The following is a 22,342-nucleotide window of genomic DNA, read 5'->3' on the forward strand; positions in this document are numbered from 1 at the left end:
TTCCCGGGCCGCCTAGCTGGCGGCCCCGTCGTCGTCGCGCCCGAGCAGCACGAGTTTCTTGCGCGCCATCACCGGCCAGGGGGTCAGGAAGGCCGCGTTGTCGAAGGATTCCTCGGACAACACCCGCAGGCCCGGGGTGGACCGGAGCATCGCCAGGAGTTCGGTCCCCGGCCGCACGTGTTCGCCCTCCTCCATGCGCAGGATCAGGCGTTCCAGCCAGCCGGGATGGGGCCTGTTGTCGTAGTCGACGACTACCAGGCGTCCGTCGCGGTCCAGGAGCCGGGCCGCGTGGGCCAGCACCTGGCGGGCCGCGTCGTCGGGGATGTGGTGGAGCGTGCCGCACAGCAGGATGAAATCGAAGCGGTGCGCGGAGGGGTCCAGAGAGCGGGGGTCGGCCGCCTCGAAGCGCATGTGGGGCCGATTCGCGTAGCGTTTGCGGGCGCTCTCCACGGCGGGCAGGTCCACGTCCACGCCCAGATACAGGCATGGCCTGCGTGCGAAGTGAACACTGTCGATGCCCACCGAGCAGCCGATCTCCAGCACGCGCCGCTGGCCGGCATAATGCTTGAGGATGTGGCGTCCCCTGTCGAAGAATCCCGCGAAAAGATGCTGGGCGGCCAGCCAGAGCCTGGGCAGCCGGGTCTGGAGGGAGCCCCCCCCGGCGGGGATGGACGGGGCGCTCATGCGGCGGGGTCCCGCGGGGTGCGGCCCAGGGATTCCCGGGTTTCCATGATCACCCAGGGCTGCTGGCGTGAGGTGTTGGTCTTCACGCGGCTGACCATGGCCGCCAGGATGAAAAAGAACGCGGCCGAAAGCCCCATGGAGAAGATGTTGAGCATGACCACCGTGGTGATGCCCATAGGCACCGGGGTGCCCGAGAAGCGCAGCACCAGCATGCCAGCCCCCAGGAACACCAGCACCACGAAGAGCACGCCCATGGCCGCCAGGATCAGTCGCATGGGCAGGTCCGAATGCAGGATGAAGGCCCGGAACGAAAGGGCCACCAGCCCCTTGAGCGCCACCTTGGACGAGCCGCTGGCGCGGGCCTGGCGGTCCAGTTCGATGGACTTCTGCCGGAAGCCCACCGCAGCCCTCAGGCCCGGGAAGTAGGGGTTGGCGTCGGCGCTCTCGACGAGAAGGCCCGCCACCTCCGTGCGGATGATGGAAAAGGTGCCGGCGTTGCGTGGAATGTGGAAGCTCGCGGACATGGAGAGCAGCCGGTAGAACACCGGGGCGCACCAGCGCATCACCAGCCCGTCGTAGCGCTCGGCGCGCACGGCGTAGACCACGTCCTGCCCTGCGCCGTGGTCCAGGAGCAGGGAGAAGTCCTCTGGACGGTCCTGCAGATCGCCGTCGATGACGCCCACCCACGCTGCCCCCAGCTCGCGCGCCCAGGCCGCCGCGCAGTGGCATCCCGCCACCACGGCTGGCTGATGGCCGAAATTGCGCGAAAGGCGCACGAGCTTCACCGGCGCGGGATAATCGTGCAGATAGCGCTCCACGAGGGTCACGGTCTGGTCGGTGGAGCCGTCGTCCACCACCACCACGCCCTTGACGTCCGGCCCCACGCCCCGGGCAAGGCGGTCGAAGAAGGCCTCCACATTGGATTCCTCGTTGTAGAGGGGCACAACCACCACCAGGGAGCGGTCGTCGGCGGAGGGGCTGCGGTTGCTGCTGGGCGTCATGGGCATGGGCGTGGAGGGTGCGGCTGCCGGGTTGCAGGGCTGCGCGCCGCGTATGGCGCTCGCCATTCCGATCCGGCCATCTACCACGATCCCCCCGGAAGCGCAACGAGGCGCGCCGACGCGCCATCCCTCGCCATGTTGCCTTTTTTCATGCCCGGCGCTAGTCAGGGCCAACCCGGACGCCCCGCGCGCCCGCGAATTCCAGGCGGCCTGCCCCCGTGACACATCCTCAGCAACATTCCGGCGACCGGATCCTCATCGCCCTCCTCACCCTGCTGGCCGCCTGCCTGCGCCTGAGCCACCTGGGACAGCCTTCCCTCTGGTGGGACGAGTTCATCACCCTGGGCGTGGCCCTGGAACCCCTGGCCCGGAGCCTGCGCACCCTCGCCTTCCAGTCCGCCTCGGACTACGGCGTCGAACTCTTCCCGCCCCTGGCCCACCTGATCACCCGCGCGACCCTCCTGGCCGGGCACGCCGACTGGCTCGTCCGGCTGCCCGTGTCCCTGGCGGGCATCGCCACCGTCCCGGCCTGCTTCGCGCTCCTGCGCCGCCCCCTGGGCAGGACCAGCGCCTTCGCCGCCGCGCTGCTCCTGGCCCTGTCGGTGTACCACGTGCACTTCAGCCGGGAGCTTCGGCCCTACGCCCTCTTCATGCTGGAGAACGCGCTCTCCATGGCCTGTCTGCTCCGCCACCTGGAGCGCCCCCGCCTGGGGACCGCGCTCGGCTTCGCGGCCCTGGCCCTGGCCATGCTCTACACCTCCTACATGGCCTCCACGCTTCTGGCGGCGCAGTTCCTCTTCGCGGGGGGCGTGCTGGCCCTGCGCGCCGCACGGGGCCGCGACGCCCGGCGGGAGGCCTTCCGGGCAGGCCTCCTCCTGGCCCTGGCCCTGGTCCCGGCCGCACTGGCCTACCTGCCCTGGCTGCACGCCCAGGCGCGCGTGCTCACCCTCCTGCGAGACCCGGGCTTCGTGCCGCCCCTGGACTGGGGCTTCGTGCTGCGCACCCTCCGGGAGTTCGCCGCCTTCGCCTACGTCGGCGATTTCCCCGCCTGGGCCCTCCTGGCCGCCCTGGGCCTTGCCGGAGCGGTTCTGGCCCTTCGCGAAAGGCGCTCGCGCCCCCTGGCCTGCCTGCTCCTGCTCTGGGCCGGGTTGCCGTGGCTTTCCATCGTGCTTGTCGGAGTGCGCATGGAGCTCTCCTCGCGCTACGTGTTCCCCACCATGCTGGCCTGCGTGCTCCTGGCCGGGCACGCCCTGGGCTGGACCGCCCGCACGCTCATGGACCGCCTGTTGCGCGGCGCCCGCTTCCCCCTGGCGGAAATCTCCCTGGCCGCCCTGGCCTGCGCGCTGGTCTCCATCCCCAACCTCCAGAGCCTGGACGCCTACTACGGCCGCGAAAGCTCCCACTACAAGGACCTGGCCGCCTGGTGCGCCGAGAACCGCGACGACGCCGACCTCCTGCTCTTCGCCCACCCGCGTCAGCTCAAGCTGGTCTCGAACTGGTACGTGCCCGGGCTCCTGGACGAGGCCCGAGCCCTCGCGGGCAAGGGCTACCTGCGCGCCCTGCTCCTTGCGCCGGACTCCCTCGGCGCGGCCGCGCTGCCCGGGGCCGTGCACCGCGCGCGCATCGCCTGGACCGACGTACTGCGCCTGGGCATCGCCCGCACCCCGGTGCGCCCCCTGATCCCAGACGCCACGGGCCTCTGCCGCTATGAGGACGACTTCTCCACACAGCGCTTCTACGAGGACGCCTTCGAGGCCCGCAACGCCGCCCCGTCCTTGGAGCAAAGGGTGCTCACGTCCTACGAACCGGCCCTGCCTGCCCGGGCCGTCTACCGGTTCCAGGCCCCCCCGGAGTCGCGACCCGCCCGCGCGTCCCTCACCCTGGAGCTGGTCCTCTACGCCACCAACCTCGCGGATTCCGACGGGGCCGTCTCCGTGTGGGTCCGCCCCGGCGACGGGGAGCCGCGACCCGTGGCCCGCGTGGAGGCCCGCGAACTGCGCGGCCAAACGCCCGGCCCGGACAGGAAGCTGCGCAAGACCATCTCCTGGCCCCTGGACGACGCAGTGCGCGGCGCGTCCGCCTTCGACCTGATCCTGGAGATCGATCCTTCCACGCGCGAGATGCCGCTCGAAATCTCCGCCCTGCGCCTGGAAGCCGCCCTGGACGGCCTGCCCCCGCCGCCCCAGGCCCTGCCCCAGGCGCTCCTGGACCAGCTGCCCCTCGCGCCCTGGACACCCGGCGAACGGCTGGCCCTCTCCCGCGCCCTGCACGCCTTCGCCCTGGACGATGCGGCCCCCTTGGCAGGGACGTCACCCGCCTCCCTGCACCAGCGCTTCCTGGCCGAACACCCGGGCATCGACCCCGTGCGCCTGCTGGCGTACCCCGACGGAAGACCCGCCGCGGCCCTCTACGACGCCTCCCTGGCCGACCCCTTCGCGCCCCTGCCCGCAGGCGGCGAGACCCCGCTGGACGCCTGGCCGCGCAGCCCACGCGCCGTTCCGGCCCTGCGTCTGCGCGGACTCCTGGACCGCCCCGTGCTCCAGGCCGGAAACGCGCGCCTCTCCGTGGATGTGGTCAGCCCGCAGACCGGGACCCTGAGCCTGAACCTGGGCGGACGAGCGCGCCTGACCCTGGAGCCCCTCTTCACTCCCGGAAACCTGCCTCGCGGCATGGCCCTCTACGACGCGCGCCCGGCTGCCCGCGAAGAATGTCTGGTCTGCGACGGACCGCGCCCCTGTTCGGCCACCCTGGGCATCGTTACGGGGATGCCCGCCGGTCGCCTGCGCGTGCGGGCCTATCCGCGCGTGGAAGCGCGGCCCGACGGGACCAACATGGTCCGTGCCCTCGTTTCATTGGACGGCCTCTCCTGGCGGGAAATGGGACGCTTCCAGGGCTCGGGCTCCGGCCGCTGGGAAGGCCTCAAAGCCCCGCGCTACTGGGAAACCGACCTGAACGGAGCAACCGGCGAAATCTTCGTGCGCTTCGAACTGGCAGGCTCCGGCGCGCAACTCTGGAGCGCGCCCGACGCCCGCATGCGCATCGACCTGGACCTGGACGCCAGAGCCGCCGCACCCCTCCAACTCCCAGCGTGGCCCCTGGCCGCCTGGACTTCCAATCCCAAAAGCCTCGAACTGCTCCTGTTGGAGCGCCCCATCGTTTTTCCCGATTGGCTGATGCGTTCGCGCTAGCGACGACGGGAGACGCCTCCGGCGGCCAGGGCTCCGCCCTGGACCCGCTGGGGGGATGATCCCCCCAGACCCCGCAATGGCTTCGCGGGCTTCACCGGGTAAGCCGTTGTTTATGGGGGCGGCCACTCCCCAGATGCCCGGACAGCAGCGGACACCCGCCGGGAACGCGCTCAAAGCAGCGCTTATCCCGGCGGACCGCCATCGTCGCAAGCGACGATGAACGAGGAATTGTTTCATAAAATCCGAGAATTGAATCTTGCTCGAAAATCTGGCGCGCAGCGCCACGGCTCCCCGCGCGGGGATTCGCGGCTTTGCGCGAATTCCCGCGCGACAGGCGGCGCAGCCGCAAGGGTCTTGCCAGCCTCTCCCTGCGCAGAGGCCAGGCAAAGGCAACACGATCCTTACCGGTGAAGCCCGCGAAGCGGAGAGGGATTCCAAAGGGCGCAGCCCTTTGGCCGCCGGAGGCTATTTCTCCGCCTGCCCGGCCGCTCATCACTGCCAGGTCGCACGCCGTCGCGAAGCGGAGAGGGATTCCAAAGGGTGCAGCCATCTGCCCGCCGGAGGCCGCTTCTCCGTCAGTCTGCCGTACTGACGGTCGCCGTATCCTGTCGCGGCTTAGCGGTTGCGGGCCTGGTAGCGGTTGGTGCGTGCTTCCAGCCTGCGGGAGAATTCGGTGAGCACGAAGCAGACCACGAAGTAAAGGACGGCGATGGTGATGAAGATTTCGAAGGGGGCCTTCATGGTGCGGTTGTTCACCTGAGTGGCGGTCTTGGTGAGTTCGTTGACGCCGATGATGTAGGCCAGGGAGGTGTCCTTGGTGAGCGAGACGAACTGGTTCACGAAGGAGGGGATCATGTTTTGCAGCGCCTGGGGCAGTATGACGTGGATCATGGCCTGGGTGTGCGAGAGGCCGGTGCCGCGTGCCGCTTCCATTTGTCCTTTGGGCAGGGAGAGCACGCCCGCGCGCACGATTTCGGCGATGTAGGCGCTGGTGAACACGATGAGTGCGATGATGGCGGACTGCCAGTCGGGCAGGTTGAAGCCGAACACGGCGGGGGCCAGGAAGAAGAACCAGAAGATGACCATGAGCAGCGGCGTGCCGCGGATCACTTCGATGTAGACCAGCGACGGCATGTTGAGCCATTTACGCGAGGAGAGGCGGCAGACGCCCACCACGAGGCCCAGCCAGAAGGCGCCGAAGATGCCTGCCAGGGCCATGAGGATGGACATGGCCAGGCCGCCGAGGGGTCCGTTGGGGTAGGCGCCCCAGAGGAAGTAGTCCAGGTTGTTCCAGACGATGTCCCAGTGCATGCGTGCTACCTCGTGGCCGTGCGCAGCACGCGCAGGTTGTACTGCTGGATGGAGAAGGAGACGATGAGCGAGATGGACAGGTAGATGAGTGTGGACACCGTGAAGGCTTCGAAGCCGTGGAAGGTGTGCGATTCGATCTGCCGGGCCATGTAGGTGAGGTCCATGACGCCGATGGTCATCACCAGTGAGGAGTTCTTGATGAGGTTCAGGAACTGCGAGACGAGGGGCGGCACGATGATGCGGAAGGCCTGGGGCAGGATGACGTAGCCCATGGCCTGCATGAAGGAGAGTCCGCAGGCGCGGGAGGCTTCAAGCTGCGTTTTGGGGATGGCGAAGATGCCGGAGCGCAGGTCTTCGGCGATGAAGGCGGCTGTGTAGAAGCTCAGGGCGATGACGCCGCAGCTGAATTCGAAGTCCTGTGCGTTGAGCCAGCGGTTCACGCCGTCGGGCAGCACGGAGTAGGAGCCGAAATACCAGAAGAATATCTGAACCAGGAGCGGCGTGTTGCGGAAGAATTCCGTGTAGGTCCAGGCGATCCAGACGAGGGGTTTGACCTTGGTGATCCGGAGGATGCACAGGAGCGTGCCCATGACCAGGGCCAGGACGATGGAGATCGCGGAGATCTTGAGGGTGATGGCCAAGCCCTGGAGGATCCAGTCTCCGTATTCGCCGGAGACCACCAGGCCGAAGTCGAATTGATATGCCAACGTGCTGCTCCAGGTGCGCCGGGCGGGGCCCGGGGGGCCGACGGGCGCGCGGGGCGCCCGTCGGAGATTGCCGGTCGGTCGGGGCTGCTAGTGTTTGGTCCTCAAGGTCCGTCCGTGCGGATTGTCAAGACAAGCAGCCAAAACCATTGATTATCCTTTTGAAAAACATGTTCATGTTTTTCAAAAGCTCGACACTAGGGCCAGAGTTCCATGGTCCAGGTGAGGGGGATGTAGTTCTTGGTGTCCTTGCCGAACCACTTGTCGTAGATCTTCTTGTAGGCGCCGGACTCCCACATTTCCATGAGGGTCAGGTTGATGAAGTCGCGGTACTTGGAGTCGTTCTCGACCACGCCCAGGCCGTAGGGTTCGGGGGAGATGTAGTCGCCCACGATGTCCCAGGCTTCGGGCTTGTCGTCGGCGTACTTGATGCCCACGAGGATGGCTTCGTCGGTGGTGACGGCTTCGACCTTGCCCTGCTTGAGGGCCAGGAAGGCTTCGGGGTAGGTTTCGAAGGAGACGACGGTGGTGGTGGGTTCGGCCTTCTTGACGTTCTGTTCGGAGGTGGAGCCCTTCACGGAGCCGACCTTCTTGCCGGCCAGGTCCTTGACGCTCTTGATGGGTCCGTCTTTCTTCACGAGCAGGCGCTGGCCGGTCATGAAGTAGGTGATGGAGAAGTCGACCTGGCCCTCGCGGTCTTTCTTGTGGGTCATGGTGGCGGCCACGATGTCCACGTCGCCCTGGGTGAGCATGCCGATGCGGGTGGAGGAGGTGACGGGCTTGAGGGCCAGCTTCACGCCCAGCTTGTCGGCGATGTACTGCATGATGTCGATTTCGAAGCCGACGATCTGCTTGGTTTTTTCATCGACGAAGCCGAAAGGCTGCTGGGAGTCTTTGACGCCGGCGGTGAACACGCCCTTGGCCTTGATGTCTTCGAGCTTGCCGGCGAACGCCGGGGCCGCCGCCAGGGTCAGGATCATGAGGGCCACGAGGGCCTTTGCCAAACGCTTCATCGATGCCTCCTCTCGGTTTTGGGTTGCGGCTAGAGGATTTCCTTCAAAAAGGCGCGAGTGCGCTCGTGTCTGGGGTTCTTGAAGAACTCCTGGGGCGGGCCCGCCTCGATGATTTCGCCGCCGTCCATGAAGATGACACGGTCGGCCACTTCGCGGGCGAAGCCCATCTCGTGGGTGACGCAGAGCATGGTCATGCCTTCGCGGGCCAGGTCCTTCATGACGTTGAGCACTTCGTTGATCATCTCGGGGTCGAGGGCGGAGGTGGGCTCGTCGAAGAGCATCACCTTGGGCTTCATGGCCAGGGCGCGGGCGATGGCCACGCGCTGCTGCTGGCCGCCGGAGAGTTCGGCGGGGAATTTGTGGGCCTGGTCGTGGATGCCCACGCGCTCCAGGAGGCTCATGGCCATGGCCTCGGCCTCGGCCTTGTCGGCCTTGCGGACCTTCAGGGGGGCGAGCGTGATGTTCTTGAGCACCGAGAGGTGCGGGTAGAGGTTGAACTGCTGGAAGACGATGCCGATCTCGGCGCGCAGGAGGTTCACGTCCACGGATTTGTCGTGAATGTCCTGGCCGTCGAAAAGGATGGTGCCGCGCTGGTATTCCTCCAGGCGGTTCACGCAGCGGATCAGCGTGGATTTTCCCGACCCGGACGGGCCGCAGATGACCAGCACCTCACCCTGCTCGACGGACTCCTCGATACCCTTGAGCACGTGGAAATCCCCGTACCATTTGTGGACATCCTTGAACTCGATCATGGGCATGAGGCGCGTTCCTCCCTGATAAATCACAATTCTCGCAAGAGCCCAAGGTAACCGGATAGGGGCTTTCGGTCAAGGAACCCCTCGAAATGGTCGGGAATGCCCGCTGGCCGGGGCGCGGGGGCTACGCGGCCGGGGCGTCCAGGGTCGCGGCGACGCGGGCCTCGGGCGAGGCCAGGAGCACGCCGCGCGCCGGGGGGGCGGCCGGGGAGGCCGCGGGGTCATCGCGCCAGTTCTCCCGCAGGTAGCTGGCCACGGCTTCCAGCAGGTCGGCCCCGTCCTCGTGGTCCGGCCTGGCCTGCTCAAGCATTGCGCGCATGCGTTCGTCCAGGTGCAGGGTGAAGCGAAGCTCCGCGCCGCCAGGCAGGGTCACCGAGCAGGGCAGGCGGTGGGGCAGGTCTTCAAGCTCCCGCGGTCCGGCTTCGCCATGGGCCTTCAGCGGGCAGCGCGCGAAGCGAAGGAAGGCCAGCTCCAGGGCGCGGGCCAGGGCCTGGAGCGCCCTGCCCCGGGAGGTCGCGCCGTAGAAGGCCTCCAGGCGTTGCGCCCGCTGGCGCTCGCGGGTCATGTAGCCCTCCAGGATTTCCGAGAAGCGCGCGGGGTCCAGGTGCCCCAGGGCGAGCAGGGCCTCGCCCAGGTGCACCTGGTTGACGCTCTGGCGGAAGAGCAGTTCGTCCATGTGGCACCTGGCCACGTAGCCCAGCGACACGGCCAGGCTGCCGAAACTGCGCCCCGTGCCGCGCTGGCGCGCGAGGATGTCCTCCACCTGGGCGTGGGTGAGCATGCCCGCCTCCACGGCGAAATCGCCCAGGCGGCGGTTGGCCTCGCTCTGATGGGCGCAAGCCTCCTCCACCTGTCGGCGGGTGGCGTGGCCCTGCTCCACAAGGTAATGCCCCAGGAACTGGAAGCTCACGGCGCGCCTCCCTTGCTGCCGGACGGGCCGGGGCCCTGGGCCTCCAGCGACGAATCGGCGATCAGCTCCATGCCCATCTCCACCGGGGGCGCGGGGGAAGCGCCGAGTTTGCGGTCGAGGTATTCCTTGAAGCGCAGGGCCGCGGCGTGGTCGGCCCGTAGCGCGAGCGCCCTCTCCACGAGGCGCAGGGCGGGGCGCGGTCGGCCCTTTTCCAGGAGCGCCCGGGCCATGTTGAGAAGCAGGTGCTCGTCGCGCGGGCTCAGGCGCAGGGCCTTGGCGTAGTGGCCCAGGGCCTGGGCGTGCATGCTGTTCTTGCGCAGCTGGATGCCGAACTCGTTGAACAGGTGTTTGTATTCGGGATCGAAGGCCCCTTCCAGACGGGAAAGCTTGCGGAAGACGACGTGGGCGTTCTGGGTGTCGCCGCGTTCCAGGTAGGTGAGCCCCAGGCCGAAGGAGGCGCGGATGTGGTTCTCGTCCAGGCGCAGGGCGTTCTTGTACTCGAATTCCGAGGTGAAGAGCTGGCCCTGCTCGCGGCAGCGGTCGGCGTCGTCCACCATCCGCTCCACGCGGGCCATGGCGGGCAGGTATTTCTGCAGATAGATGTGGGGCTCGGGCTTGAACTTGGCCAGCAGTTCCTCGCGGGTGACGTTCCGGGGCGCTCCGGCCGGGGTGTAGTTCTGCGAGAGCGGCGTGCAGGTCACCACGCCAGGCTCTTTCTCCTCGGCGTATAGATAGACCACCTGCTGCACGCGGCGTTTCGTGGCCCCGAAGCCCACGGTGGTCGTCGTCTCGGCGGCGAAGACCCCCTGTACGGCCTGGGCGGAGGCTCTGTCCGGCTTTTCGGTCATTCGTACCTACTTGTTATCCAAACCGCGCCGCACTGTCCACGCCGCCGCGCGACATGACGGAATTTGCTGATGACCCCTCGCCGAGCCTGGGCTATGGAACGGCTCCATGAACATGGACCTCGACAAACTGCGCATCGCGCGGGGCCCCTCCGGGAGCGCCCCCGCCGGACGCAGGCGTTTCGGCCGCGCCGCGTGGACGCTCCTTGGACTGGCCCTGGCGGCCGCCGCATGGTTCTTCTGGCCCTCCACCCACGAGGCGGATCTCGTCCAGGCGGGGCTCTACTACCCCACGCGCGCCCTCACCCTGGTGAACGCCACGGGCTACGTGGTGGCGGACCGCAAGGCCTCCGTGGCCTCCAAGGTGACCAGCCGCCTGGTCTGGCTGGGCGTGGAGGAGGGCAGCCGCGTCACGAAGGGGCAGGTGCTGGCGCGCCTGGAGTCCGACGACGTGGAGGCCGCCCTGCGCCAGGCCCAGGCCGACGTGGAGGCCGCCCGCTTCCGCGTGGAGCAGGACCAGGCCGAGCTTGCCGACGCCACCCTGAACCACGGCCGCTTCGCCCGTCTGGAGAAGGGCCGCGTGGTGGCCCGCTCCGAGTACGACCAGGCCCAGGCCCGCCTGCGCAAGGCCCAGGCCGCCCACGAGAACTCACGGCGCGTGCTGGAGGCGCGCCGCGCCGCCCTGGAACTGGCCCGCGCCAACGTGGAATACACCGTGATCCGCGCCCCCTTCGACGCCGTGGTGCTCACCAAGAGCGCCGACGTGGGCGACATCGTCACGCCCATCGGGGCCTCCTCCACCTCCAAGGCCTCGGTGGTGACCATCGCGGACCTGGGCTCGCTCCAGGTGGAGGCCGACGTGTCGGAATCCAACCTCTCCAAGGTGCGCGCGGGGCAGCCCGTGGAGATCATGCTGGACGCCTACGGCGAGGAACGCTTCCCGGGGCGCGTGCACATGATCGTGCCCACGGCCGACAAGACCAAGGCCACCGTGCTCGTGAAGGTGCGCTTCGACGCCCTGGACGAGCGCATCCTGCCCCAGATGAGCGCCAAGGTGGCCTTCCTGGAGCGCAGGCCCGAGCCCGGCGAGACCGCGCCCCGCCTGGCCGTGCCCGCCAAGGCCCTGACGGAACGCGGCGGCGCGCGGGCGGTGTTCGTCCTGCGCGAGGGCCGCGCGCGCCTCACCCCCGTCACCGTGGGAGCGGGCCTGGGCGACATGGCCGAGATCCTTTCCGGCCTGGCCGCCGGGGACAAGGTGGTGCTCTCCCCGCCGGACTCCCTGCGCGACGGCGACGCCCTCAAGACGGCCGGGCAATGAGCCACGCCCCGCTCATCGAGATCCGGGGGCTGTGCAAGGCCTACCGGCGCGGCGGACAGGTGATCCCCGTGCTCGCGGACATCTCCTTCGACATCGCCCGGGGGGAGTTTCTGGCGCTCATGGGGCCTTCGGGCTCGGGCAAGTCCACGCTGCTCAACTGCCTGGCGGGCATCGACCGCATCGACGCGGGCAGCGTCACCGTGGACGGCGTGGACATCGCCCAGCTGGGCGAATCGGACCTGGCGCGCTGGCGCGCGGCCACGGTGGGCTTCATCTTCCAGTTCTACAACCTCATCCCCGTGCTCACGGCCCTGGAGAACGTGGAGCTGCCGCTTCTGCTCACCGGGCTCTCCAGGCGCGAGCGCCGCGAACACGCCCTGGCCGCCCTGGACGCCGTGGGCCTGCCCGATCGCGCCAGCCACCACCCGGCCCACCTCTCGGGCGGCCAGCAGCAGCGCGTGGCCATCGCCCGGGCCATCGTCACCGACCCGGCCGTGATCGTTGCCGACGAGCCCACCGGCGACCTGGACCGCGCCAGCGCCGAAGACATCCTGGCCCTCATGGAGCGGCTGTGCACCGACCTGGGCAAGACCATCATCATGGTCACCCACGACCCGCGCGCCGCCCGTCAGGCCCATGTGCTCCTGCACCTGGACAAGGGGGAGCTCTCCCGTGTTGCTGATCCGGCTGGCCTTTAGGAACGCCTTCCGCCACCGGCTGCGCTCCGCCCTGACCATCCTGGGCGTGATGGTGGCCATCCTGGCCTTCGGGCTTCTGCGCACGGTCATCGACGCCTGGCACGCGGGCGTGGAGGCCAGCTCGGCCAACCGGCTCGTCACGCGCAACGCCGTGTCCCTGGTGTTCACGCTGCCCCTGGCCTACCGCGAGAAGATCCGGGCCATCCCCGGCGTCACCCAGGTCTGCCCGGGCACGTGGTTCGGCGGCATCTACGTGGACGAGAAGAACTTCTTCGCCAACTTCGCCTACGAGCCCGTCTCGCTGCTGGCGCTCTACCCGGAGCTGGTCATCGACGACCCGGCCCGGCGCGACGACTTCCTCAAGGACCGCAAGGGCTGCCTGGTGGGCGCGAAGCTGGCCAAACGTTTCGGCTGGAAGGTGGGCGACGAGATCACCCTGCGCGGCACCATTTACCCGGGCGACTGGCCCATGACCGTGCGCGCCGTCTACCGGGGCGGCCGGGCCAACACCGACGAGTCCCAGCTGTTCATGCACTTCGCCTACGTTGAGGAGTCGTTGCGTCAGAGCGCGCCCTCTCGGGCCGGGCAGGCGGGGTTCTACCTGGTGGGCGTGCAGGAGGCCTCCCGCGCCGCCGAGACCGCCCGGGCCATCGACGCCCAGTTCGCCAACTCCCCGGCCGAGACCCTCACCGAGACGGAAAAGGCCTTCCAGATGGGCTTCGTGGCCATGAGCGAGGCCATCATCCTGGCCATCCGGCTGGTGAGCTACGTGGTGGTGGCCATCATCCTGGCCGTGGCCGCCAACACCATGGCCATGAGCGCCCGCGAGCGCACGGGCGAGTACGCCGTGCTCAAGACCCTGGGCTTCCCGGCGCGCACGGTGGCCCTGCTCATCTTCGGGGAGTCCCTGGTGCTCTCGCTCACGGGGGCGGGGCTGGGGCTGGCGCTCATCCTGCCCTCGGCGCGGGTGTTCGGGCGCTTCATGGAGGACTTCATGCCCGTGTTCGAGGTGTCGCGGCTCACGCTGGTCCAGGGAGGCCTGGCGGGGCTGGCGGTGGGCGTGCTCTCGGGCATCTATCCGGCGTTCTACGCCTCCAGGGTTCGCATCGCCCAGGCCCTGCGCCGGGTGGGATAGGCCGTGGCGGTTCCCCTCAGCTATTCGTGGCGCAACCTGCTCACGCGCCGGGCCACCACGGCCCTCACGGCAGGGGGCATGGCCCTGGTGGTGTTCGTGTTCGCGGCCACGCTCATGCTGGCCGAGGGCCTGCGCCGCACGCTGGTGGCCACGGGCAGCCCGGACAACGTGGTGGTGCTGCGCAAAAGCTCCGAGACGGAGGTGCAGTCCTCCCTGGAGCGCTCCGCCGCCAGCGTGGCGGCCACGCGCCCGGAGATCGCCCAGGACGCCTCCGGGGCGCTGGATGCCGCGCGCGAGGTGGTGGTGCTCTTCGTGATGCCCAAACGCACGGGCAGCTCCTCCAACGTGGTGATCCGGGGCACGGAGCGCGCCTCGCTGGGGCTTCGGCCCCAGGTGCGCCTCGCGCAAGGGCGCCTGCCCCGGCCCGGGTCTACGGAGATCATGGTGGGCGAAAGCGTGCGGGAGAAGTTCGCGGGGGTGGCCCTGGGCCAGAGCCTCTCCTTCGGCCAGCGCTCCTGGACGGTGGTGGGCGTGTTCGACGCGGGCAGCACGGGCTTCGCATCGGAGATCTGGGGCGACGCCGAGCAGCTGATGCAGGCCTTCCGGCGCAACGCCTACTCGGTGGTGGTGGCCCGGCTGCGCGAGCCCGGGCTCTTCGAGTCCTACCGGGCCGCCGTGGAGGGCGACCCCCGTCTCCAGGCCGAGGTGCGCCCGGAGCGCAAGTACTACGAGGACCAGTCCAAGGCGCTCTCCAAGTTCCTCAAGGTGCTTGGTGTGTCGCTCACGGCCATCTTCTCCATCGGGGCCATGCTGGGGGCCATGATCACCATGTTCTCGGCCGTGGCCGGGCGCGTTGGCGAGATCGGGGCCTTGCGGGCGCTGGGGTTCGGCCGCCGGGCCATCCTGCTGGCGTTCCTGGCCGAGGCGGCGCTTCTGGGCGGGCTTGGCGGCGCGGTGGGGCTCTTCTTCGCGGCGTTCCTCTCGTTCCTTTCATTTTCCACCACCAATTTCCAGACCTTCGCGGAGCTGGCGTTCCGGTTCACGCTCACGGGGGAGATCGCGGCGTGGTCCATGGGATTCGCGCTGTTCATGGGGCTTGCCGGGGGGGTGCTTCCGGCGCTTCGCGCCGCGCGCATGAACATCGTGGAGGCCCTGCGCTCGGGATGAGGCGGCGGGCTGTCATGTTTTCAGTTGCAATTGGAGCGGATTGCTTTACAGGTGGTGGGCAACGCGGCTCGATATTCCTTTTGTTCGGCTTCGTGGCAGGGTGCATCCGTTTAGGCATCACCGAGAAGGCGGCTGACCATGAACATGGTTGAGAAAGTGAAGCAGGGCATCGTCCGGCTGGCGCGCGAGCACGGCGGACCCTCGGCGCTGGCCGAGAAGTCCGGCGTGGGGCAGCCCAACGTCTCCAAGTTTCTCTCGGGCAAGGCCATCCCGCGCTTCGACACGGTGGCGCGCATCCTGGAGACGCTGGGGGCGCGCATCCTCTTCCCCGACGACGAGCGCGACACCACGCGCCCGGTGGTGTTCGTCTCCGCCCGGCGCTCCGGCGGCACCTCGGAGCAGACGTCTCCGCCCGCGCCCGAGAACTACATGGCCGTGCCCCTGGCCCAGGGGTCGGTGGCCGCCGGACCGGGCCTCGTGCCCGAAGACGCCGTGCGCGGCTGGGTGCTCGCCATGAAGGACCAGGCCTCCATCCGCTACCGCACCAACCTGGTGGCCATGGAGGTGGGGCGCGGGCAGGAGTCCATGGCCCCCACGCTGCACCCCCTGGACATCGTGCTGGTGGACCGCGACGACTTCCGCCCGGAGCCGGACGGCTCCATCTTCCTGGTGCGCGAGCCCGGCCCCGACGCCGAGGTGGCCGTGAAGCGCGTCTACACGAGCCGCAAGGAAGGCCAGACCCTGCTGACGTTCGTCTCCGACAACCCGGACAAGCGCTCCTACCCCCCCTCGGTGCACAGCCTTGAGGGCGACTACCAGGGCGACCTGCGCCGGGCCATCGTGGGCCGGGTGGTCTGGTCCTGGTCGGACATGACGCGCAAATAGGGCGCTGGCCCGCGCCCCCCGCGCGCCCGCGAGCAGCGCGAGGCCTCCATTCGTGCGGCCAGGGTGGCGCTCGCCCGCCCCCAGTCCGCGAGCAACGCGTCCCCGCAGACATCGGCCGCGAGACCCGACGACGCGAAGGAACGCGCGAGGCCGCGAGCCGCGACACCGCCGCCGTGGCCCAAGGGGACGCGCCAGGAGCGCGCGCCCGTCCAGGGCCACTGCGCCGCCGGGGTCCATGGGGCCGCGCTGGAACGCCAGGCCACGACACCGATTCCCTCCCAAAGAGCTTGGTCCATTGGACCGCGCGCAGACGCCCGGGCACTGCATAAGCCCCGCCCCGCGCGGCATGGCTTGCGCCGACTCCAGGCCCACGGCCCATACCGTCCAATCCGCAGCAAGCGCAAAGCGCTCCCCTTCGCTCATCCCCTGCCGAGCCCTCGGCACATCCCCTGCCATCCCCTGAACGTCGGGCACGCCTATTCCCGGCGCGGCGCGTGCAGGCTTCTCATGTGTCAGCTTCATAATTCAAATTGTAGAATATAGATTCATTTTAAATTCTTTAGTGAATTTATTTTTGCTTGTCTGAAGCTCAATCCTGTTAAACATCCACAATCGCACGCGATTTTATTTGTATACTGTATTTGACAAAAATTCGTTTCAGAATATGATTCCAGCCATGCATTCGGGAACGCCACGCAGACGCGGCGAGGTCGGTACCGGAAGACCCAAGGCTACGCCTCCGAAGCCCAATCACGCGGGACAGGCGGGTGCGAGGGAAGACCGCAAACCATGCGGCGAAGGCGACTCCGATGCAGACCAGTCCGGCCGGACTGGACAACCCGAAGCCGGTGAGGGATCACCAATCCGGCCCGCCCCGCCCGCCGGGGCGGCGTTCAAGGCAACGCTTCATCAACCAGGGCCGGGACGCGGCAAGCCAGGGTCCGTCCCGGCCCGCCCCACGGGGAGGGCCTCTATGCACGCCCGCAGCGCACCGACAACGCCCGCCGCCCCGGGAGAAACCGCCGTGACCGAACCAGCCTGCGAACACTGCGGACACTGGGATTCCCGCGATGCCCTGGTGGGTTTCTGCGCGGAGATCACAGGCCACCTGCTCCTGGACCGCGCCCTGGGCCTGCGGGGGCTCTCCACCTGCCGCACCGCCGCCTCGGGCCGCTGCGCCCTCTACGAGCCCTCGCCCGAGGTTCTGGAAGAGGAGCGGAGCGAGGCCCGGCACGCCCGCGACCTCCAGCGTTGCGCGGGGCTTCATTACCCTGCGAGCCTCAACCCCCGGGCTTTCCCGGGAAGGACCACCTCATGGCCATCCTCGACGTGAACCTCGAAGCCGTGCTCCCCGAAACTGAGCAGCCCCTGCCCACCGGAGACTACCCCTGCCGCGTGGCCGACAGCCTGCTCATCCGTTCCAAATCCGGCAGGCCGCTGCTCAAGCTGGTCTACGACGTGACCCACGGCCCCTTCCAGGGCCGACAAGTGGTCGACGCCATGCTCCTGGACCACGAGGCGGGCCTGACTCGCCTGAAAACCCTGGCCTTGCGCGCGGGGCACCCCGCCCCGGGACGCCTGCACGACTCCGAGGAACTGCACGGCCTGCGCTTCACCGCCCGCGTGGCCCTGGAACACTCTGAAACCGGGCAGAGCCCGCCCAGGAATCTCGTGCGGGCCTACCGACCCGCCCAGGACGCCCCAGCGGCCTGAGAACGAACCCAACGTCCGGAGGCGCGCGGAAGACGCCCGCCCCGGACGATCCCCATCGCGCTGGCCGGGCACGGCGGGCCAGAACGCAACGCATGCCGCATCCGACCCGGGCGGGGGGCCGCCGAAGCCCCCCGCTCCCGCCCGGCGGCAAGGAGACCTGGAACATGTGGTGCCCCCAATGCGGCACGGACACGCGGGTGCTGGAAACCGACAAGCTCGACCGGGCGGTGGTGCGCGTGCGCTGGTGCCGCAACGAGTCCTGCCGCTTCCTCTTCGAGACACACGAGGCCATCACCGGGGCCGTGGTGCGCGAGACCCCCGAAACCGCCGGGGCCTACCTGCCCCCGGCCAAGGCCGCCGCGCGCCACCTGGACCTGCTCAAGAGCCAGGGCCGGGCGCGCGACGCCGTGGTGGTGAAGCGCGGCGAGACCGCCGCCCGCGCCGGACGTTGACCGCGCGGCCAGCCCCGACTCCCCGGCCCGGCACGGGGCGCGCCCCCGCCCTGGCCCGCGCGTTGCGAAAACGACACGCGCAGAGCCCGTCCCCTCCTGCCAGTGCGGCAATCCGCGAAGGACCCCGTTGACGGATTTAATATGTCAGGATAGACATATGCCCAACACGACATAGCCGCCCCTCCAGCGGGCGGCCCACGCGATCAAACCTCCTGCCAGAGGTGGTCGATGCGGCCCGGACGGATCTCGCCCCGTCCGGGCCGCGCAGTTTTTATTGGATGTATTTTGGCAGGTTGAGCAGGATGTCCCGGGTGAAGCCGACCATCTTGTCCATGAGCCAGGGGAAGGCGAGGATGATGGCGATGAACATGGCCACCAGTTTGGGGACGAAGGTCAGGGTCATTTCCTGGATCTGCGTGGCGGCCTGGAGCACGGAGAGCACCACGCCCACCACCAGGCTCACGGCGAGCATGGGCAGCGAGAGCAGCAGGGTGATCTCGATGGCCGAGCGGGCGAAGCCGATGACGGTTTCGGGGGTCATGGCGGAACTCCTTTAGACGAAGCTGTTGACGAGCGCGGCGGTCATGAGGTTCCAGCCGTCCACCATCACGAAGAGCAGGAGCTTGAAGGGCATGGAGACCATGGCGGGGGGCAGCATCATCATGCCCATGGCCAGCAGCACGCTGGAGACCACCATGTCCAGCACCAGGAAGGGGATGTACACCAGAAAGCCTATGGTGAAGCCGGTCTTGAGCTCGCTGATCATGTAGGCGGCGCTGAGCATCACCGTGGGCACGTCCTCCTTGGTCTTGGGCTGATCCATCTTGGTGATGGTGTAGAAGACCGAAAGATCCTTCTCGCGGGTGTGCTTGAAGAGGTAGTCGCGCATGGGCGCCTCGGCGCGTTTCACGGCTTCGGAGAAGCCGAGGCGTTCCTCCATGTAGGGGTTCAGGGCTTCGTCGTAGATCTTCTTGCCGGTGGGGTACATGATCACCACGGTCATGAAGATGGCCAGGCTGGCCAGGATCTGGTTGGGGGGCATCTGTCCGGTGCCCATGGCCTGGCGCAGGAACGAGAAGACCACGATGATGCGCGTGAACGAGGTGCAGCAGAGCACGATGGAAGGCGCCACGGAGAGCACCGTGAGCGTGAAGAGGATCTCCAGCAGCATGCTGACCTTCTCGGGCTGCTGCTGCCCGGCGGCCAGATTGAGCGTGAGGGTGGGCTCAGCCCCCTGCGCCGGAAGCGCCAGGGCCAGGGCCGCCAGCATCAGGGGGGCCGCCAGGGCCGCCGCCTTTGCGGGCCTGGTCCAGGGCGTCTTGGAATTCTTGGGCTTCATGGGACGTGTCCACCTCTGTGAGCAGATTGATGCTCTGGTCCGTGACCCCGAGCACCAACAGCTTATTCAAGAAGCGGACCACCATAATGTTCTTGCGGGGTCCCAGGGTCATGTGCCCTTCCAGGCGCAGGCCGTGCGCCAGGGATCTGCCGCCCAGCCCCAGGCGGGGGCCGAAGCGGCGCAGCATCCAGAAGGCCAGCAGGATCACCACCAGGATCACCAGCAGGCCCACCCCCATCTGCACGGCCGCGCCGCCCAGGTCCACGGTGGGTGGGGGCGGGGGGGCCACGGGCGCGGTCACCTGGGCGGCGGTGGCGGCTGGATCAGCCAAGCTGCTTCACCCGTTCGATGGGGCTTATGATGTCGGTGAGGCGCACGCCGAACTTCTCGTTGATCACCACGGCCTCGCCCCGGGCCACGAGCTTGCCGTTGACGTAGATCTCCAGCGGCTCGCCCGCCAGCTTGTTGAGCTCGATGACGGAGCCCTGGCCCAGCTGGAGCAGCTCGTTGATGAGCAGCTTGGTGCGCCCCAGTTCGGCGGACACGTCCAGGGGGATGTCCAGGATGAAGTCCAGGTCGCGCCTGCCGGTGTCGGCGCGGGGGGCGCGGGCGTCCTGCGTCAAATCCTTGAACGAGGCCTCCCGGCTCTTGGCGGCCAGCTGGGCCTGTTCGCGCTCCTTCTTGACGGCGGTTTCCTCTTCGCCCGCCAGGGCTGCGGCCCACTGCTCGGCCAGGGCGTCGTCGCCCCCGCCGCCGGAGGGCGAGGACGCGGCGGCGAGAGCCTGCTCGAAGGGGTCCGCCCCGCCCGAGCCGTCGGTTTCCTCCAGGGCTGCCGCCCATTCGGCCGCCAGCTGGTCTTGATCGATGTCGTCGGCCACGGTCGCCTCCCGCTAGAAATGGGTTTCTTCCTCCCGCAGCACCTGGAAGGCCTTGTTGGACTTCACGGTGCCGGGGACGCCCCAGAATTTTTTCACGCCCTGCACTTCCACCTTGAGCAGGTCTTCCACGTCGGTGTCCAGGAGGATGATGTCGCCCTCCTTGAGCGAGAGCAGCTGCCGCCCCGAGAGCTGGGTCTTGCCGAATTCCACCACCAGTTCCACGGGGGTCTCCATGAGCCGCTCCTTGAAGCGGCTGATCCAGGCGTGGTCCACTTCCAGGCGCTCGGACTGGAAGGAGGCGTAGAGCTTGGAGCGGATGGGCTCGATGGTGGCGTAGGGCAGGCAGGCGATCATGGAGCCGATGGCGTTCTCCAGCTCCACCTCGAAGGTGACCACCACCACCACGTCGGAGGGGGGCACGATGGCCGCGAACTGGGGGTTTATCTCGGAGCGTATCAGCTCCACGTGCACCTCGTGCACGGGCCGCCAGGCGTCCTCCAGGTTGGCCAGGGCGATCTTGACCACCTTGGCGATGATGGCCTGCTCGATGGGGGTGAAGTCGCGCCCCTCCACCTTGGGCTGGCTGCCCGCGCCGCCGAAGAAGTTCTCCACCAGGGCGAACACCAGGCGCGAGTCCACCACGAGGATGGCGTTGCCGCGCAGGGGGTCGAGCTTGAAGATGTTGATGGAGGTGGGCACGGGCAGGCTGCGCATGAAGTCGCCGAACTTGGACATGTCGATGGAGATGGGGTTCACGTCCACGCGCTTGCGCATGGCGTTGGCCATGGCGTTGGTGGCCAGCCGCGCGAAGCGGTCGTTGATGATCTCCAGCACGGGCATGCGCCCGCGGATGATGCGGTCCTGGTTGGAGAGATCGAAGGGGACGATGCCCGAGTCGTCCTCAAGGATCTCGGACTCGGACTCGATTTCGCCGCCCGTGAGCCCGCGCAGTAAGGTATCGACCTCGTCCTGGCTGAGGATCTTGCTCATGGCCGGTCCCTACTGGATCACCCGGTCGGTGATGAACACCTGCTTGACCTTCCCCTGCCCCATGATCTGGTTCACGCGGCCCTGCAACTCGGTGCGGAAGGCCAGCATGCCGTCCACGGAGGAGAGGTCCTCGCTGGTCTTGGACCAGAGCAGCGTGAGCACGGCGTCCTTGACGCGCGCCTGGTACTTTTCCGCGAATTCGGAGGCGGCGTGGGCGTCCGCGAAGTCGAACTCCACGGAAAGGCGCACGTAGCGCTTGCCGCCCGGGTCGGCCAAGTTGGTGACGATGTTGGCGATGGAGGTGACGGGCTTGTTCTTTTCGTCCTTCTTGCCGCCTTCCTCTTTCTTTTCTTCTTTTTTCTCTTCCTTTTTCTCTTCTTTCTTCTTTTCGTCCTTCTTCTCGGCCTTCTTCTCGCCGTCGGCGGGGGCCTGCTCTTCCGTGCCCTCGGCGGGAGGCGGGGCGAAGAACTTCAGGTAGGCGAAATACCCGCCGCCGCCCAGGGCGGCCAGGATCACCACCAGGATGATGATGAGCAGAAGCTTGCTCTTTTTCTTTTTCGGAGCGCCTTCCGCGCTTTCTTCTTCCACTTTCTTGGCCATGTGCGGCTCCTCGCTTGGTTCAGCCTTCGCGCGCCCCGAAGAGGTCGGTGCCCACGCGCACCAGGGTGGCCCCTTCCTCCACGGCGGTCTCCAGGTCGTGGGACATGCCCATGGAGAGCTCCGGCAGCTCGCGCCCGAGTCGCTCCGAAAGGCGCTCCCGCAGCCCTCGCGCCCGGGCGAACAGGCCCCGGTTGGCCTCGGGGTCCTCGTTCCAGGGGGGCATGAGCATCAGCCCGCGCAGTTCCAGGCCCGGCAGCTCCTCGAAGGCCTCGGCCAGGGACTCCACGTCCTCCGGGCGGCAGCCGGATTTGGCCGCCTCGCAGGCCAGGTTGGCCTGCACGAGCACCCCCTGGCGCACGCCCAGCGCCGACGATTTTTCATGCAATACGCGGGCCAGCTCAAGGGAGTCAACGGAATGGATCAACTCGAAGCGCCCGGCGACGTATTTCACCTTGTTCTTCTGAAGCTTGCCGATGAAGTGCCAGCTCAGGCCCAGGGGGGACAGGGCGTCCATCTTGGGCAGGGCCTCCTGCACGTAGGACTCGCCGAAGAGCGTCTGCCCGGCCCGGGCCAGGGCCCCCACGGCCTGGGCCGGATGGGTCTTGGAGACGGCCACCAGGGTGACCGACGCGGGGTCGCGCCCGGCCCGGGCGCAGGCCGCCGCGATGCGCTCGCGCACGCGCTCCAGGCGTTCGTGTGGGGAAAGGCTCACCGTCATGGGAGGGGGCTACCACATTCGCGCCCGATGGGAAATGG

General features: G+C 68.2%; 24 protein-coding genes. 9 read left to right on the plus strand and 15 right to left on the minus strand.

Going from position 1 to position 22,342, the window contains the following annotated elements; genetic code table 11:
* Nucleotides 1–12: 12 nt before the first annotated feature.
* The gene (locus NNJEOMEG_RS08305) at nucleotides 13–684 is read right to left on the minus strand and encodes a class I SAM-dependent methyltransferase (RefSeq protein ID WP_173083257.1); all 672 of its coding nucleotides are present in this window, start codon (nucleotides 682–684) and stop codon (nucleotides 13–15) included.
* Nucleotides 681–1,751 (minus strand): glycosyltransferase, encoded by a 1,071-nt coding sequence (locus NNJEOMEG_RS08310; RefSeq protein WP_173083259.1) that lies wholly within the window; start codon nucleotides 1,749–1,751, stop codon nucleotides 681–683. Before NNJEOMEG_RS08310 ends, NNJEOMEG_RS08305 begins: the two co-directional genes overlap by 4 nt.
* A 152-nt stretch (nucleotides 1,752–1,903) precedes the next feature.
* Between NNJEOMEG_RS08310 and NNJEOMEG_RS20955 the strand changes: the two genes are divergently transcribed.
* A complete protein-coding gene (locus tag NNJEOMEG_RS20955) occupies nucleotides 1,904–4,873 on the plus strand; it encodes a glycosyltransferase family 39 protein (protein WP_173083261.1) in 2,970 nt (989 codons plus the stop codon).
* Between the two features lie 615 nt (nucleotides 4,874–5,488).
* Here NNJEOMEG_RS20955 and NNJEOMEG_RS08320 read toward each other — a convergent pair.
* The 6 genes from NNJEOMEG_RS08320 to NNJEOMEG_RS08345 form a co-directional block, all read right to left on the minus strand.
* Nucleotides 5,489–6,184 (minus strand): amino acid ABC transporter permease, encoded by a 696-nt coding sequence (locus NNJEOMEG_RS08320; RefSeq protein WP_173083263.1) that lies wholly within the window; start codon nucleotides 6,182–6,184, stop codon nucleotides 5,489–5,491.
* A gap of 5 nt (nucleotides 6,185–6,189) precedes the next feature.
* Complete coding sequence (locus NNJEOMEG_RS08325) at nucleotides 6,190–6,891, minus strand: amino acid ABC transporter permease (protein ID WP_173083266.1); 702 nt, start codon at nucleotides 6,889–6,891, stop codon at nucleotides 6,190–6,192.
* A 194-nt stretch (nucleotides 6,892–7,085) separates the two neighbouring features.
* Nucleotides 7,086–7,901 carry an ABC transporter substrate-binding protein gene (locus tag NNJEOMEG_RS08330; protein ID WP_173083268.1) on the minus strand — a complete coding sequence of 272 codons (816 nt, stop codon included), beginning with the start codon at nucleotides 7,899–7,901 and terminating at the stop codon, nucleotides 7,086–7,088.
* A 29-nt stretch (nucleotides 7,902–7,930) separates the two neighbouring features.
* Nucleotides 7,931–8,659: an amino acid ABC transporter ATP-binding protein gene (locus tag NNJEOMEG_RS08335; RefSeq protein ID WP_308464632.1), complete on the minus strand. Its 729-nt coding sequence runs from the start codon at nucleotides 8,657–8,659 to the stop codon at nucleotides 7,931–7,933.
* 121 nt (nucleotides 8,660–8,780) lie between these two features.
* Complete coding sequence (locus NNJEOMEG_RS08340) at nucleotides 8,781–9,566, minus strand: cyclic di-GMP-binding domain-containing protein, MshE-related (protein WP_173083270.1); 786 nt, start codon at nucleotides 9,564–9,566, stop codon at nucleotides 8,781–8,783.
* The gene (locus NNJEOMEG_RS08345; protein ID WP_173083272.1) at nucleotides 9,563–10,414 is read right to left on the minus strand and encodes a tetratricopeptide repeat protein; all 852 of its coding nucleotides are present in this window, start codon (nucleotides 10,412–10,414) and stop codon (nucleotides 9,563–9,565) included. Before NNJEOMEG_RS08345 ends, NNJEOMEG_RS08340 begins: the two co-directional genes overlap by 4 nt.
* A gap of 106 nt (nucleotides 10,415–10,520) precedes the next feature.
* Between NNJEOMEG_RS08345 and NNJEOMEG_RS08350 the strand changes: the two genes are divergently transcribed.
* The 8 genes from NNJEOMEG_RS08350 to NNJEOMEG_RS08385 all read left to right on the plus strand — a co-directional run bounded on the left by NNJEOMEG_RS08350 (nucleotide 10,521) and on the right by NNJEOMEG_RS08385 (nucleotide 17,779).
* Complete coding sequence (locus tag NNJEOMEG_RS08350) at nucleotides 10,521–11,729, plus strand: efflux RND transporter periplasmic adaptor subunit (protein WP_173083274.1); 1,209 nt, start codon at nucleotides 10,521–10,523, stop codon at nucleotides 11,727–11,729.
* Nucleotides 11,726–12,427, plus strand: coding sequence for an ABC transporter ATP-binding protein (locus tag NNJEOMEG_RS08355; RefSeq protein ID WP_173083276.1), 702 nt, complete (start codon nucleotides 11,726–11,728; stop codon nucleotides 12,425–12,427). Before NNJEOMEG_RS08350 ends, NNJEOMEG_RS08355 begins: the two co-directional genes overlap by 4 nt.
* Complete coding sequence (locus tag NNJEOMEG_RS08360; RefSeq protein WP_173083278.1) at nucleotides 12,402–13,562, plus strand: ABC transporter permease; 1,161 nt, start codon at nucleotides 12,402–12,404, stop codon at nucleotides 13,560–13,562. The genes NNJEOMEG_RS08355 and NNJEOMEG_RS08360 overlap by 26 nt, the downstream gene beginning before the upstream one ends.
* A 3-nt stretch (nucleotides 13,563–13,565) precedes the next feature.
* On the plus strand, nucleotides 13,566–14,729 hold the full coding sequence (locus NNJEOMEG_RS08365; protein WP_173083280.1) for an ABC transporter permease: 1,164 nt from the start codon (nucleotides 13,566–13,568) through the stop codon (nucleotides 14,727–14,729).
* 138 nt (nucleotides 14,730–14,867) lie between these two features.
* Entirely contained in the window at nucleotides 14,868–15,614 is a 747-nt protein-coding gene (locus NNJEOMEG_RS08370) for a helix-turn-helix domain-containing protein (protein WP_173083282.1), read from the plus strand.
* Nucleotides 15,615–16,638: 1,024 nt separating this feature from the next.
* Nucleotides 16,639–16,947, plus strand: coding sequence for a hypothetical protein (locus NNJEOMEG_RS08375; protein WP_173083284.1), 309 nt, complete (start codon nucleotides 16,639–16,641; stop codon nucleotides 16,945–16,947).
* On the plus strand, nucleotides 16,929–17,327 hold the full coding sequence (locus NNJEOMEG_RS08380) for a hypothetical protein (protein ID WP_173083286.1): 399 nt from the start codon (nucleotides 16,929–16,931) through the stop codon (nucleotides 17,325–17,327). Before NNJEOMEG_RS08375 ends, NNJEOMEG_RS08380 begins: the two co-directional genes overlap by 19 nt.
* Nucleotides 17,328–17,491: 164 nt before the next feature.
* Nucleotides 17,492–17,779, plus strand: coding sequence for a hypothetical protein (locus NNJEOMEG_RS08385; protein ID WP_173083288.1), 288 nt, complete (start codon nucleotides 17,492–17,494; stop codon nucleotides 17,777–17,779).
* 271 nt (nucleotides 17,780–18,050) lie between these two features.
* Here NNJEOMEG_RS08385 and fliQ read toward each other — a convergent pair whose 3' ends face one another.
* From fliQ to NNJEOMEG_RS08420, 7 genes are read right to left on the minus strand one after another with little or no spacing between them, the layout of a single operon-like run.
* Nucleotides 18,051–18,320, minus strand: a complete 270-nt coding sequence (gene fliQ, locus NNJEOMEG_RS08390) for a flagellar biosynthesis protein FliQ (RefSeq protein WP_173083289.1) — start codon at nucleotides 18,318–18,320, stop codon at nucleotides 18,051–18,053.
* Between the two features lie 12 nt (nucleotides 18,321–18,332).
* Nucleotides 18,333–19,049 (minus strand): flagellar type III secretion system pore protein FliP, encoded by a 717-nt coding sequence (gene fliP / locus NNJEOMEG_RS08395; RefSeq protein WP_235956894.1) that lies wholly within the window; start codon nucleotides 19,047–19,049, stop codon nucleotides 18,333–18,335.
* On the minus strand, nucleotides 19,006–19,449 hold the full coding sequence (gene fliO / locus NNJEOMEG_RS08400) for a flagellar biosynthetic protein FliO (protein ID WP_235956884.1): 444 nt from the start codon (nucleotides 19,447–19,449) through the stop codon (nucleotides 19,006–19,008). The genes fliP and fliO overlap by 44 nt, the downstream gene beginning before the upstream one ends.
* The gene (gene fliN / locus NNJEOMEG_RS08405) at nucleotides 19,442–19,996 is read right to left on the minus strand and encodes a flagellar motor switch protein FliN (RefSeq protein ID WP_173083293.1); all 555 of its coding nucleotides are present in this window, start codon (nucleotides 19,994–19,996) and stop codon (nucleotides 19,442–19,444) included. Before fliN ends, fliO begins: the two co-directional genes overlap by 8 nt.
* A gap of 12 nt (nucleotides 19,997–20,008) precedes the next feature.
* Nucleotides 20,009–20,986, minus strand: a complete 978-nt coding sequence (gene fliM / locus NNJEOMEG_RS08410) for a flagellar motor switch protein FliM (RefSeq protein WP_173083295.1) — start codon at nucleotides 20,984–20,986, stop codon at nucleotides 20,009–20,011.
* Between the two features lie 9 nt (nucleotides 20,987–20,995).
* A complete protein-coding gene (locus NNJEOMEG_RS08415; protein ID WP_173083297.1) occupies nucleotides 20,996–21,586 on the minus strand; it encodes a flagellar basal body-associated FliL family protein in 591 nt (196 codons plus the stop codon).
* Between the two features lie 19 nt (nucleotides 21,587–21,605).
* Nucleotides 21,606–22,304, minus strand: a complete 699-nt coding sequence (locus tag NNJEOMEG_RS08420; protein WP_173083299.1) for a YggS family pyridoxal phosphate-dependent enzyme — start codon at nucleotides 22,302–22,304, stop codon at nucleotides 21,606–21,608.
* Between the last annotated feature and the right edge of the window lie 38 nt (nucleotides 22,305–22,342).

It is taken from the genome of Fundidesulfovibrio magnetotacticus (genome assembly GCF_013019105.1).
GTDB classification, from domain to species: Bacteria; Desulfobacterota; Desulfovibrionia; order Desulfovibrionales; family Desulfovibrionaceae; genus Fundidesulfovibrio; species Fundidesulfovibrio magnetotacticus.